The 13,594-nt window shown below is 31.7% G+C and carries 10 protein-coding genes; 7 read left to right on the top strand and 3 right to left on the bottom strand.

All coding sequences use genetic code 11. The features are described from left to right. Positions 1-27: 27 nt before the first annotated feature. The 6 genes from Q0662_RS09605 to Q0662_RS09580 all read left to right on the top strand — a co-directional run bounded on the left by Q0662_RS09605 (position 28) and on the right by Q0662_RS09580 (position 11,040). Positions 28-3,486 carry a hypothetical protein gene (locus Q0662_RS09605; protein ID WP_298949182.1) on the top strand — a complete coding sequence of 1,153 codons (3,459 nt, stop codon included), beginning with the start codon at positions 28-30 and terminating at the stop codon, positions 3,484-3,486. A 68-nt stretch (positions 3,487-3,554) separates the two neighbouring features. Beyond that, a complete protein-coding gene (locus Q0662_RS09600) occupies positions 3,555-4,787 on the top strand; it encodes a glycosyl hydrolase family 17 (RefSeq protein WP_298949353.1) in 1,233 nt (410 codons plus the stop codon). 56 nt (positions 4,788-4,843) lie between these two features. Further along, positions 4,844-6,283: a glycoside hydrolase family 30 protein gene (locus tag Q0662_RS09595; RefSeq protein WP_298949179.1), complete on the top strand. Its 1,440-nt coding sequence runs from the start codon at positions 4,844-4,846 to the stop codon at positions 6,281-6,283. A 10-nt stretch (positions 6,284-6,293) separates the two neighbouring features. Continuing rightward, positions 6,294-7,859 (top strand): MFS transporter, encoded by a 1,566-nt coding sequence (locus Q0662_RS09590; RefSeq protein ID WP_298949178.1) that lies wholly within the window; start codon positions 6,294-6,296, stop codon positions 7,857-7,859. An 11-nt stretch (positions 7,860-7,870) separates the two neighbouring features. Beyond that, positions 7,871-8,779, top strand: a complete 909-nt coding sequence (locus tag Q0662_RS09585) for a glycosyl hydrolase family 17 protein (RefSeq protein ID WP_298949176.1) — start codon at positions 7,871-7,873, stop codon at positions 8,777-8,779. A gap of 338 nt (positions 8,780-9,117) precedes the next feature. Continuing rightward, complete coding sequence (locus Q0662_RS09580; protein ID WP_298949174.1) at positions 9,118-11,040, top strand: T9SS type A sorting domain-containing protein; 1,923 nt, start codon at positions 9,118-9,120, stop codon at positions 11,038-11,040. Between the two features lie 194 nt (positions 11,041-11,234). On the opposite strand, the gene Q0662_RS09575 is transcribed toward Q0662_RS09580, so the two are convergent. The 3 genes from Q0662_RS09575 to Q0662_RS09565 form a co-directional block, all read right to left on the bottom strand. Then, a complete protein-coding gene (locus tag Q0662_RS09575; protein ID WP_298949351.1) occupies positions 11,235-11,591 on the bottom strand; it encodes a hypothetical protein in 357 nt (118 codons plus the stop codon). Positions 11,592-11,775: 184 nt separating this feature from the next. Continuing rightward, on the bottom strand, positions 11,776-12,417 hold the full coding sequence (locus tag Q0662_RS09570; protein WP_027885438.1) for a DUF6266 family protein: 642 nt from the start codon (positions 12,415-12,417) through the stop codon (positions 11,776-11,778). Between the two features lie 88 nt (positions 12,418-12,505). Beyond that, positions 12,506-12,979, bottom strand: coding sequence for a hypothetical protein (locus Q0662_RS09565; protein ID WP_298949172.1), 474 nt, complete (start codon positions 12,977-12,979; stop codon positions 12,506-12,508). Positions 12,980-13,326: 347 nt separating this feature from the next. On the opposite strand from Q0662_RS09565, the gene Q0662_RS09560 reads away from it, so the two are divergent. Continuing rightward, a partial coding sequence (locus Q0662_RS09560) for an IS1595 family transposase (RefSeq protein WP_298949170.1) occupies positions 13,327-13,594 on the top strand: 268 nt, incomplete at its 3' end.

Genomic DNA, 13,594 nt, shown 5'->3' with positions numbered 1-13,594 from the left:
TAGATATGTTTTAAGTATGATTTTATAATGACTAAGAATACTATTTATTTAGGTAAAAATTTAGCAGAAAACACTGCTTTAAAGGTAAAAGGAGAATTAGTAAACTTTGATAACGAAGTTTATTATAAAATTTCGAATAGTAATAAAATGAGACCCTTTTTTATGAGTCTTGTTAGTAACGCCAATCACTGGATGTTTATTTCTAGTAATGGAGGTTTAACTGCAGGTAGAAAAGATGCAGAAAATTCACTATTTCCTTATTATACAGATGATAAAATAACAGAATCTGCAGAAGTAACAGGTAGTAAAACAATACTACAAGTTCATAAAGAAGACAAAACTTTTCTTTGGGAACCTTTTTCTGATAAATATGAAGGCGTTTACCAAATAAAAAGAAACCTTTACAAAAATAGTTATGGAAACAAAGTTGTTTTCGAAGAAGTTAATGAAGATTTAGGATTAACTTATAGATATCATTGGAATACTTCAAATGAATATGGTTTTATTAGAAAATCAAACTTAATTAACAACACAAATAATAAGGTAGATGTAACTATCTTAGATGGGGTTCAAAATATTTTGCCTTATGGAGTTACTTCAGCAATTCAAGGTATACGCAGTAATTTAGTAGATGCTTACAAAAAAAGTGAGTTAGAAACAAGTTCTGGTATAGGTATTTATGCATTAAGTGCAATTATTGTAGATAAAGCAGAACCAAGCGAAGCATTAAAATCAAATTTAGTTTGGTCTTTGGGTGTTAAGAATCCAACATACTTAATTTCTTCAAGACAATTAGACGCTTTTAGAAATGGTGAAGAAATGCATCAAGAAATTGATCTAAAAGCAGAAAAAGGAGCTTATTTTACCATTCAAGATTTGTCTTTAGAGGCAAATGCGCAAGAATCTTGGTGTTTAATTGCAAACGTTAATCAAGATTTAGGAGATTATCATCGTTTGGCAAAACGCATTAAAACCGAATCTAATTTATCAAGCCTACTTCAAAAAAGTATAGATGAAGGCACAGCGCAATTAATAAAATTAGTAGCTGCTTCTGATGGTTTAGAGTTGGGTGAAATACAATTAAGAAATACACGTCATTTTGCAAATACACTTTTTAATATAATGAGAGGTGGTATTTTTGATGATGGATATAAAATTGAAAATCAAGATTTTAAAAAATACTTAAAAGGTGCAAACCAACAAGTATTTAAAAATCAACAAGAAATCATTAATAAATTTCCAGAAGAATTTACGGTAGATTATTTAAAAAACACAGCAAAGACAAGTAAGGACAAAGATTTTAAAAGACTGTGTTTTGAGTATTTACCTTTAAAATTTAGTCGTAGACATGGAGATCCAAGTAGACCATGGAACCGTTTTTCAATAAACACACAAAGTGAGATTGATGGTTCTAAAATATTAGATTACGAAGGAAACTGGAGAGATATTTTTCAGAATTGGGAAGCATTAGCACACTCATATCCAGAGTTTATAGAAGGTATGATTCATAAGTTTTTAAATGCTTCTACTTTTGATGGTTATAATCCTTACAGAGTTACCAAAGGTGGTTTTGATTGGGAAACTATAGAACCAGATGATCCTTGGTCTTACATTGGTTATTGGGGTGATCATCAAACAATTTATTTATTAAAATTCTTAGAATTTATAGAAAATTATTATCCTGGTAGATTGTCAGAAAACTTTACAGAACCTGTTTTTGTATATGCCAATGTGCCCTATAAAATTAAAAGTTATCAAGAAACATTACAAAACCCAAAAGATACCATAGACTTTGACCAAAAAGCGCATCAAAAAATAGATGAATTAAGAGCTCAAATTGGTGCAGATGGGGCTTTGTTAAGAGACGCAAATGATTCCATTTATAAAGTAAATATGATGGAAAAATTGTTAGCAACACTATTAGCAAAAGTAGCTAACTTTATTCCAGAAGGTGGTATTTGGATGAATACACAAAGACCAGAATGGAATGATGCCAACAACGCTTTGGTAGGTAATGGAGTTTCTATGGTAACGCTTTATTATTTACATCGTTTTATTACATTTTTCGAAAAAGTAGTGTCAAATACTGATATTGAAGAATATACGATATCTAATGAATTGGTTACTTTTTTCAACAAAGTTGTGTCATCATTAAAGGATAATGAAAGTATTTTGTCTAAAAACATTTCTAATGCAGATCGTAAAAAAGTTTTAGATGGTGTTGGTGAAGCAGGAAGTGAATACAGATTAAAAATTTACGCAGAAGGTTTCCAGAATAAAAAATCGCCAATTTCTAAACAAGAATTGGTAGACTTTTTTAGCATTACCAAAAAATATACATCACAAACAATCGATGCCAATAAGCGCAAAGATAATTTGTATCATTCTTATAATTTAATGACTGTAGAAAATGATAAAGAAGTATCAATTTCTTACTTGTCAGAAATGTTAGAAGGGCAAGTTGCAGTATTAAGTTCTGGTAGCTTATCTCCAAAAGAAGCCTTAGCAGTTTTAGATGGTTTAAAAGCAAGTGCTTTGTTTAGGCCAGACCAATACAGCTACATTTTATATCCTAACAAAGATTTAGGAAGATTTATCGACAAAAACAATATTCCAGAAACAGCTGTAAAAAAATCGAAATTATTACAACAGCTACTAGCAGAAGACAATCGTCAAATTGTAGAAAAAGATATTGCTGGAAATTATCATTTTAATGGAAACTTTAACAATGCGAATGCATTAAAAGTAGGGTTAAAAAACTTATCAGAAAAATATCATTCTTTAGTAAACAATGAAGAGGAATTGTTGTTGGCAGTTTACGAAGAAATGTTCGATCATAAATCATTTACAGGAAGATCAGGAACATTCTTTGGTTACGAGGGCTTAGGGTCTATTTATTGGCATATGGTTTCTAAACTATTATTAGCAGTTCAAGAAAACTGTTGGTTAGCTGTAAATAATAACGAAAGTGAAGATGTTATTGGTAGATTATTAGAACACTATTACGAAATTTTTGAAGGAATTGGTGTGCATAAATCACCAGAATTATATGGTGCTTTTCCAACAGATCCATATTCACACACACCAGCAACAAAAGGAGCGCAACAACCTGGTATGACAGGTCAAGTAAAAGAAGATGTGCTTTCTAGAATGGGCGAATTAGGTGTTTTTGTAAAAGATGGAGAGGTAACATTTAATCCAAGATTACTTAGAGATGAAGAGTTTTTAAAGACTTCAAAAGATTTCGAATATATAGATGTAGAGAATCATAAAAAAACACTAGTTCTTGACTCAGATACTTTAGCTTTTACCTATTGTCAAGTACCTATTGTCTATACATTGTCTTCAGAAAATAAGTTAAAAGTATTTTATACAGAAGGCAAAACATCTACAATAAATAGTTTAAAGTTAGATAAAAATAACAGTGATAAATTATTTAAAAGAACAGGTGAGATCAACAAAATTATAGTTTTTGTAAACAAATAAAAACATCCGAATTTAAACAGTTAGTTATGAACATAAATAAGACACTTTTTTTAGCTCTTTTTGTATTGATGTTTAACTTCGGATGTAATAAAAAAAACAACACAGAAAATACTCAATCAGTATCAATGACAGCTTCAGAAATTTTAGGAAACCCTAATTATTTGGCAATATCATATGGTGGTTATAGAGAAACCTCTAGAGAAATTCAACCAACAATAGAAGAGTTGAAAGAAGATTTAAAAATTCTTTCTGCTATGGGCGTTAAGGTTTTAAGAACTTACAATGTACAACCCAAACTGCCACATGCTTCAAATGTTTTAAAAGCAATTTCAGAGCTTAAAATAGAAGATCCAAATTTTGAAATGTATGTAATGTTAGGTGCATGGATAGATTGCTTAAATGCATGGACAGATAAAGTTCCTAATCATAATATAGAAAGTCCTCAAAACGAAGGAGAAATTAAAAGAGCAGTAGCCCTAGCAAAACAATATCCAGAAATTGTAAAAATAATAGCTGTTGGTAATGAAGCTATGGTAAAATGGGCAGCAAGTTATTTTGTACAGCCTAACGTAATTTTAAAATGGGTAAACCATTTACAATCGTTAAAACAAAAAGGAGAGTTACCTAAAGATTTATGGATTACAAGTTCAGACGATTTTTCATCTTGGGGTGGTGGAGATCCACTTTATCATACAGAAGATTTAAATAAGTTGATAAAAGCAGTAGATTATATTTCTATGCATACGTATCCATACCATAACACACATTATAACCCTGCATTTTGGAAAAACCCGAATCACTTAAAAAATCTGTCAGACAAAGAAAAGATTGATGCTAGTATGCTAAGGGCTTTAAATTTTGCAAAAAACCAATATAAAGGTGTTGTTAATTATATGAAAAGTATTGGTGTAAATAAGCCTGTTCATATAGGAGAAACTGGTTGGGCAACCATTTCTAACGGTCTTTATGGACCAGATGGTTCTAGAGCAACAGACGAATATAAACAAGGTTTGTACTATAAATATATTAGAGATTGGACCAATAAAGAAGAAATTGCTTGTTTCTATTTTGAAGCTTTTGATGAACAATGGAAAGACGCCAATAATTCGAAAGGTTCAGAAAATCATTTTGGGTTAATAAACTTAAAAAGTGAAGCTAAATACCCACTTTGGGAAATGGTTGATAACCATGTTTTTAAAGGCTTAACTAGAAATGGAAAACAGATAACCAAAACTTTTAACGGAGATAAAGAGCAAATGATGAAAACTGTTTTGGTGCCAAATACAGATTATCCAAGATAAATATTATTAAAATGAAATTCAATATTTTTTTTACGACACTTTTTTTATTAGCTATAATGAGTTGCACACAAAAAGATAATACACTTGCTGTGGAAGTTTATGAAACTTCTGCTGCAGGCAATAAATTAGCAAAAATCACTAATTTTAAATCGGCAGAAAAGAGTTCTATCATAGCATTAGATCCTTCAAAAACATTTCAAACAATTACAGGTTTTGGAGGCGCATTTACAGAGTCATCTGCATATTTATTAAATAAATTAAGTAAAAAAAATAGAGATACTATTTTACAAGCCTATTTTTCAAAACAAGGTGCTAACTACTCATTAACAAGAACTCACATGAATTCTTGCGATTTTTCACTATCTCAATATTCATATTCTCCAGTTGAAGATGATATAAATCTAGAACACTTTACTATAAAAGATGATATAGATGATTTAATACCGATGATAAAAGATGCTCTAAAAGTATCTGAAGATGGTTTTAAAATATTTGCATCACCTTGGACAGCTGCCCCTTGGATGAAAGATAACAAAGAATGGGTTGGCGGTAAATTATTGCCAAAATATTATGATACTTGGGCGTTATTTTTCTCTAAATATTTAGATGCTTACCAACAAGAAGGAATTGATATCTGGGGTTTTACAGTAGAAAATGAACCTCATGGAAATGGTAATAATTGGGAGTCTATGCATTTTACACCTAAAGAAATGACAGATTTTGTTCAATTTCATTTAGGACCAAAGTTAGAAGTAGAGGGTTATGGTGATAAAATTATTTTAGGGTACGATCAAAATAGAGCAGGCTTAAAAGAATGGGTAGATGAAATGTATAGAGATGAAGCCTCTTCTAAATACTTTGATGGTACCGCAATTCATTGGTACGAAAGCACTTATGAGGTATTTCCGGAAGAACTACAATATTCGCATAACAAAGCACCAAATAAATATTTAATAGAAACAGAAGGTTGTATAGATTCTCAAGTGCCTGAGTGGAAAAATGATGTTTGGTATTGGTCAAAAGAATCCACAGATTGGGGTTGGGATTGGGCTCCAGAAGATCAAAAGTATTTACATCCAAAGTATGCGCCTGTAAATAGATATGCAAGAGATATTATTGGTTGTTTAAATAACTGGGTAGATGGTTGGGTAGATTGGAATATGGTTTTAGATAGACAAGGTGGCCCAAATTGGTTTAAAAACTGGTGTGTAGCACCCATTATTGTAGATCCAGATAAAGACGAAGTATATTTTACACCATTATATTACACAATGGCGCACTTTAGTAAATTTATTAGACCAGAAGCAAAAGTTATTGGATTAGAAAATTCAGATAAAGAGTTACAAGTTACAGCAGCACAAAATAAAGATGGTTCTATAGCTGTAATTGTATTTAATGAGGGTAAAAAAGCGAAGAGCTTTACATTAAAATTTAAAGAAAAAGAAATTACTATAAACATAGATCAACAAGCATTACAAACAATATTAATTAACTAAATTATAAAATATGTCTAATATTAAAACAACAGCAAGAGGAAAAGTACCTTTTGGACAAAAAGCAGCATTTGGTTCTGGTCACTTTGTATTAAACCTTTTACCAGGTGTATTGGGTGTGTATCTCCAGGTATTTATTTTAACAGCTTTTGGTATGGATCCTGTTTGGGCTGGTTTATTAGGCGGTTTACCCCGAGTTTTTGATGCTTTAACAGACCCCATTATGGGCTTTATTTCAGATAATACAAAATCTCGTTTTGGTAGAAGAAGACCTTATATTTTTACAGGGGCAATAATAAGTGGAATCCTATTTATTTTAATGTGGCAATTAGATGAAAACGCATCACAAACCTTTAACTTTTGGTATGTAATGATTTTGCAAATTCTGTTTTTGGTAGGAAACACCATGTTTGCAACACCATTAGTTGGTTTAGGATATGAAATGACATCAGATTATAATGAAAGAACAAGATTAATGAGTCTTGCAAATAGTATGGGGCAAATTGCGTGGATGATAGTTCCTTGGTTGTATGTAATTATTCCAGATGTAAATACGTTTGACAATCCTGCACAAGGGGTAAGAACAATGGCAATAATTGTAGGTGGTGTATGTATATTATTTGGAGTTTTACCTGCATTTTTCTGTAAAGGTATAGATTCTGCAAATATGGATAATAGACAGGTTATTACCCTTAAAACACTTGCATCTAACTTTAAAGAGTTATTTAAAGCAATCAAACAAGTATCCAAAAACAAGCCTTTTATGAAACTTTGTGGTGCTACTTTTTTAGTATTTAATGGGTTTCAATTAGTGGCTGCATTTTCTGTATTTATCATTGTTTTTTACATGAATCACGGTAGTTGGGAGCAAGCAGGTACTTGGCCAGCTTGGTTTAATACTTTAAATGCGGTAATTACTGCTTTTATAGTAATACCAATTGTATCTAAAATGGCAACAAAATGGGGAAAAAGAAATGCTTTTTTAATTTCTACATTTTTGTCGATAATCGGTTACGTTCTAAAATGGTGGGGTTTTGATATTGCTCTAAATAAAAGCTTTAATGAAACAGCTTTAGGAGAATCAATGACCAATGGTGTGGCTTCTATTTTTGAATTTTTAAATCCTTATTTAGATACTATTGGTATGTCTTGGTTTAGTATAGATGCCAGTAACGGAATACCATGGCTTATCTTTTTACCAATACCATTTTTTGCTTTTGGTATGGGAGGTTTATTTACCCTAATGATGTCTATGACTGCAGATGTTTGTGATTTAGATGAATTAGAAAATGGAATGCCTAGAAAAGAAGGAACTTTTGGAGCCATTTACTGGTGGATGGTAAAGTTAGGGCAAGCAATTGCAATTATTTTAAGTGGTGTAATACTAAAATTTGTTGGTTTTGATCAAAACATTACAGAGCAAGCACTAGAAACAATGACATCGTTAAGAATTGCAGATATTGTAGTACCTGCAAGTACAGCAGCATTAGCAATGTTTGTCATGTGGAAATATAGTTTAAATGAAAAAAGAGCTAAAGAAATTAAAGAGGTTTTAGTAAAACGTAGAGGCGAATTATAAAATAAAGAATAATGTCTTATAGAGGTAAACATAATTATTTAGTAAATACCACCAATTATAGTGGTTACCGAGGTAAAGATTTTTCGAAATATTCATTAGAAGATTTAAAATCACAATGGAAAGAGGTTTTAAACCAAGGAATGCATGGTATTTGTTTTAGTATGTATGAAGATGGTCAAGAGCCAGGAGACACTATTACAGAAGAGCAGGTAGAAAGACGTATTAAAATATTAAAACCCTATACAAAATGGATCCGTTCTTTTTCTTGTATAGAAGGTAATGAACACATACCAAGAATCGCACAAAAACATGGATTAAAAAATATGGTGGGGGCTTGGTTAAGTGATGATTTAGAAAAAAATGAGCAAGAAATAGAAGCATTAATTCAATTAGGTAAGCAAGGTTACATAGATATTGCTGCAGTTGGTAACGAGGTTTTATACAGAAACGAATTAACTTTAGAACAACTGTTAGCCTACATTAAAAGAGTAAAAGAAACACTACCAGATGTTGCAGTGGGTTATGTAGATGCTTACTACGAATTTTCTAGACACCCAGAACTGGTAGAAATTAGCGATATAATTCTATCAAACTGTTACCCATATTGGGAAGGATGTCATATAGACGATTCTTTAAATCACATGCAACAAATGTTTTACCAAGCTACAAAAGCTGCAAAAGGTAAAAAAGTAATTATTACAGAAACGGGTTGGCCAAGTAAGGGGGGATCTGAAGTAGCAGCAGATTCTAATGAAGAAAATGCAATAAGATATTTTATAAACACTCAAAAATGGTCTCAAAAAGACAACGTAGATATTTTTTACTTTTCATCTTTTGATGAATCTTGGAAAACTGGAGATGAAGGAGATGTTGGAGCTTATTGGGGGGTATGGGATAAAAACGAAAAACTAAAATTTTAAAACATCTTATTCAATTATAAAATATATTTATTAATCCTTTAAATATAAGTTATTTAAAGGGTTTTTTAGTTTCTAACTACTTGTTAAATTTTTAGAATTCACCAATCTTTTTTTACCCATACATTAACAATACATAGTTATTTTTTATTGGTAAAATTATATTATTTTTTTATAATAATTTCAATGTAAAGTACCGTTTTCACTACAATATCTTAATACCTTAAATATTAAATTTAGTTTTTTTATTTCTTGTATGTTTTTTGTTGAGGTGTTAAATGTTAAAAATGAATATATTAAAGTTAATATTGTATACAACAATTTAAATAAACTTTATAATTATGAAAAAAATTACATTACTATTGATGTTATTTGTTACATCACTTTTAACATCGCAGAATACAGTTTCTGTTGATGCCTCAAAGACTTGGAAGTCATATGTAGCTGCATTTAATGTTTCGGACGGAAATTATGCATTTGGGTTTGATTATGATTTTGCAAAAAATAAATCAACATTTACTGGAAACGTATTAACTATGCAACCCAATTTTGCAATTTGGGCTGAAAATGCAGCATCATGGGATGCTGGTTGGTTTAGCGCTTCAGAAACTCCTAACAAAACCGTTGAAGTAAGTGGTTTTGTAGAAGATAGTAGTTTAGCAGGCTCCGATTTAACTTTTTCTGGAAACTTAGATTCTTATACAATAGCTTCTGGATACACCGTAAAAGCTTTTATAAAAGCTTTAGACCCAGGTAACAATTATGCAACGGTTACAAATAAAACATTCACTTTAACAGATGCAGTTAGTACTTTTAGTGTTTCTGCTTCTGCAAGTGAGTTACTTGCGGGTCATATTATACAGTATGGTTTTTCTGTAACTGGTTTAATAGCAAATCCTGCTGAAGAAAGTAATTTAGGTAGCGTTGTTGTAAGTAACCCAGCAAATAGTAGTCAAACGGCAACTTACGATTTGCTAGAGTCATTTAACGATACTGGTTTAGAAGGAGCTTTTGGAGGCACAAGTGCAGTTTATGATGCTGATCCTACAGATGCTAATACTCAAGTTGTTAAAATAACAAGTACAAATGGTTCAGGTGAGGTTTGGCAAGGTACAAACGTTATTTTAACTACTCCTTATACTTTAACAGCAGCTACCCAGCTATCTATGCAGTTAGATGTTTATTCAACTACAGCTATAACAATTGCACCAAAAGCACAAGGAGGTGTTGATGGGGCTCCAAATGCAGTTACTTCTGTGAGCCACAATGGAACAGGATGGGAAACTTTAACATTTACTTTTGATCAAACCCTAGATAATCAAGGTCCAGCTAACGGCGATTATAGTGATTTTGCACTCCATACCAATTGGGATACTAGTGCTAATGGTTATGGTACACCTGATGGTAGAGTTTTTTATATAAAAAATCTTAAAGGTTTACCAACAACACTTCCAGAAGATCCAGCTCCAACAGATGCTCCAACCACTCCTCCAACAAGAGACGCTGCAGATGTTATTTCTTTGTTTAGTGATGCTTATGATGATATAACATTTGATGAATTTGGAACAACTTGGGATTCTGCTGAATATACAGATGAGACTATTGCTGGGAATAACGTTAAAAAAGTTTCATTTGCATCAGGTCAAAATGCTACTTTTTTAGCACTAGATTTTACTAGTAATAGAATAAATGCAACCGATTTTACACATTTACATATTGATATTTGGACAGAAACAGAAACTTTAGACAGGAGTTTTAATCACAAATTATCTATCCATGCTAATGAAGCTGCAGGAGAGACTAGTGCAATAGAGTTTTCTACAACTAATGCTTCAAGTCCTGCTTTGCCAAATCCTAACCCAGGAGGTTGGATATCATATGATATACCTTTATCAAGTTTTACTATTGCAGGCGGAGGTACTTTATCTAGAGACAAAGTTGGACAATATTTAATTACTTCAAATTTAGGAGTTGTTTATGTTGATAATATATACATATATAGAGACGGTACCGCAAGCGTAGATAATAATAAGTTATTAGGTTTTTCTATGTTTCCTAATCCAGCTAAATCTCAATTACAAATATCAGCAAAAGAAACGATTACTAAGGCAGATGTTTTTAACGTGTTAGGTAGAAAGGTAAAGTCTTTTATAGTTAATAATACAAGTACTAGTTTAGATATTTCAGAATTAAGTAAAGGTATTTATTTAATTAAGTATGAATCTGCAGGAAGAGTAGGTACAGCAAAATTTATTAAGGAATAGTTTTTTACACTAATACCTTAAACTTTAAAAACGCTCAAATTTATTTGAGCGTTTTTTTATGGCTAAAAATATTGTTTGATAATAGAATTAAATTACAAAAAAAGATAGAAAAGTATTTTATTTTAATTGATTACACCAACAACAAATTCAAAGACATTACATCTAATTTACCAATAGAAAAAAGGTGTTTTTTTTTAGTTTAAAATTTCTTTTTCCTTACATCTAAAACAATTTTCTTGTCCCAAAAAGTTAGGGTTTCCAAATTCTTCAGACCAAAAACCCTCTAAAATATCTTTGGTAATACATTTATAAACTACAACACCTTTGTAGATTTCGTTTTCATCACCTTGATATTCAAAATTAATAACCAATATATTATTCTTAAAAAAACCTTTGCCAAATTGTTGTTGACTTTTATTTATTAGCCATTTAGCATCAATTCTATGATTGCTATCAAGGCTTAGACTTAATATGCCTTTGTAGGTGTTTTCAGAATCATCTTGGTTACTTCCAATAATTTGATACTCTCCAATTAAATCTTCTATAACCATTACTTTCCAATACAATATGTAACTTACCTTATATTTATTAGGGTTAGAGCATTTGGGCAACAAATAGGATACAAAAAACACCCAAAAAGGGTAAATTAAGGGCAATCATTAATAAATTCAATTACGAATATAGCATAAAAAAACCACTCATAAAGAGTGGTTTCATACATAAAAACATCAACCGTTAATTAGCTGTTCCAGAGCCTAAATAAACGCTGTTTGAGACGATACTACCATCAGCAGTAATAAATGCCATAAAAAGCTCAACAGTATCACCTGCATAGGTACTTGGAATTGTAATGATTTGAGATCCTACAGTTCTATCAGCACCATCAAGAATATACATTGATTCTTTTTTACTTGGATTGTAAACTAAAATCATTGCTTTATCAGTTGCATTTGCATTACCTTCAGCAGAGTTATCATCCCAAGTAAATTCTACTTGTCCCGCAGTTGCTAAATCTGTTGCAGGGTTCAATGCTCCAGATAGATTACCTCTACTTAATAAAGCTAAAGAATAATCTACAGTAAAGTTTGGTGCAGCTCCTGTAATCGCATTATTCAATACATAAGACATTGCTGCATTAAACTCTGTTTTTTGCACCGCATAAGATTTATACCCTTTCTTGATAAAACCTAAATTCGGTTGAAGATACTCCAAAGTAACAGTAAACTTGTTTCTTTGGTTAACTTGTCCTTCTGTTCGTGGATTTGCCACATTTGAAGGCTTAATTCTCAAATAGTCAATACCTTTCCAAGAAGCACCAACTACGTTTCCTACTTTACCTGATACACCGCCCAGGATTCCTTGTGAAATAACACCCATTGTATATAAAATTTAAAATTAATACTTGTTCGAAGTTGGTACGGACTTGGTACGGTCTTTAACCAACACAAGTAATATATGGCAAATACTATGCTAATAGATTGATTTGGTTTTTGTTGCCCTTTGTTGCCCGATTTTGCTTTTTAGAAAATAGATTTTGTATGTATGACACCTTTAAATCTGCCATTTTTGAAATTACTTTTTTAAGTTCAGCTTCTTTTTTACAAATTGCTGACACTATATTAATATGCTTTTGTAACTCAAATTCATCATTTAACAACGATGTGTAACTATTTTTTAAGGTGTTTCTGCAATCATCTATTGAGATAAACGGAATAACACTGCCTTTTAAATAATAAGCATAAAAACCGCCTATTTGCAACATCATTGATAAATGATAAAGGGTGTGTTTTTCTTCTTCGGTTGGTACAGTTACCACAAAGCAATTAGGACAGGGATTTATTAAAGGCTTTCCGCTGTTTTGCCCTTTGTTCAGGATAAAAAAATGAGGTTGCGAATAGGTTCTTCCGATTTGGTGTGTTTTCAGTTCAAAAGTTGACATAGCTATCCAATTTAAAATTGCTTCGCTACGCTTCGCACCATTAATTTTTTAAAAGAAAAACAATAAAAAAAGAAAGCCGTATGTTCTTGTGGCGTGGATAAGGCTGTCAAGGTTTTTGGAAAAAATACTACCCTCTTTTTTAAATAATATTGGGGTGGAGATTTTTTTCAAAACCCGTAGGGCGTGACCTTTATAGCCTTGCGCGTTGGCTGTGGTAGCCACATATATTTGCTACCTTTTTTTATGTATTTTTTGTTGTTCTAAAACATCTAATATGTCTTCTTTTTCTGATTCTCCGCAAACACACCTAATATTTTTAGTATATTAGCGCTCAAAAAGCAGGGATTATGAACATATTCAGTTTTACGGCTCATTTCGGTTCGGAGGAAGATTGTCGTTTGCATTTCAAGGAGCAGCGTGATAAGGAAGGGGTTGTCTGCAAGCGATGCGGGGGCACTTCCCATTATTGGTTACAGGGTAAATGGAGTTATGAATGCAAAGGTTGCCGTTTCCGCACCTCGTTGCGCAGCGGTACGAACATGGAGAGCTCCAAGCTGCCGTTTCTGGTGTGGTACAAAACGATGTTCCTGATGAGTTGCACAAAAAAGGGATTCT

This window comes from uncultured Polaribacter sp. (assembly GCF_947503855.1).
In the GTDB taxonomy this organism is placed as follows: domain Bacteria; phylum Bacteroidota; class Bacteroidia; order Flavobacteriales; family Flavobacteriaceae; genus Polaribacter.
Note: the sequence above shows the minus strand (reverse complement) of the source record. Positions and strands in the feature narration are given on the sequence as shown.

What these genes read in the sequence shown, in the direction of transcription:
- Q0662_RS09605 (WP_298949182.1), top strand. Translation starts at nt 28, where the DNA reads ATGACTAAGAATACTATTTATTTAGGTAAAAATTTAGCAGAAAACACT.
- Q0662_RS09600 (WP_298949353.1), top strand. Translation starts at nt 3,555, where the DNA reads ATGTTTAACTTCGGATGTAATAAAAAAAACAACACAGAAAATACTCAA.
- Q0662_RS09595 (WP_298949179.1), top strand. Translation starts at nt 4,844, where the DNA reads ATGAGTTGCACACAAAAAGATAATACACTTGCTGTGGAAGTTTATGAA.
- Q0662_RS09590 (WP_298949178.1), top strand. Translation starts at nt 6,294, where the DNA reads ATGTCTAATATTAAAACAACAGCAAGAGGAAAAGTACCTTTTGGACAA.
- Q0662_RS09585 (WP_298949176.1), top strand. Translation starts at nt 7,871, where the DNA reads ATGTCTTATAGAGGTAAACATAATTATTTAGTAAATACCACCAATTAT.
- Q0662_RS09580 (WP_298949174.1), top strand. Translation starts at nt 9,118, where the DNA reads ATGAAAAAAATTACATTACTATTGATGTTATTTGTTACATCACTTTTA.
- Q0662_RS09575 (WP_298949351.1), bottom strand. Translation starts at nt 11,591, where the DNA reads ATGGTTATAGAAGATTTAATTGGAGAGTATCAAATTATTGGAAGTAAC.
- Q0662_RS09570 (WP_027885438.1), bottom strand. Translation starts at nt 12,417, where the DNA reads ATGGGTGTTATTTCACAAGGAATCCTGGGCGGTGTATCAGGTAAAGTA.
- Q0662_RS09565 (WP_298949172.1), bottom strand. Translation starts at nt 12,979, where the DNA reads ATGTCAACTTTTGAACTGAAAACACACCAAATCGGAAGAACCTATTCG.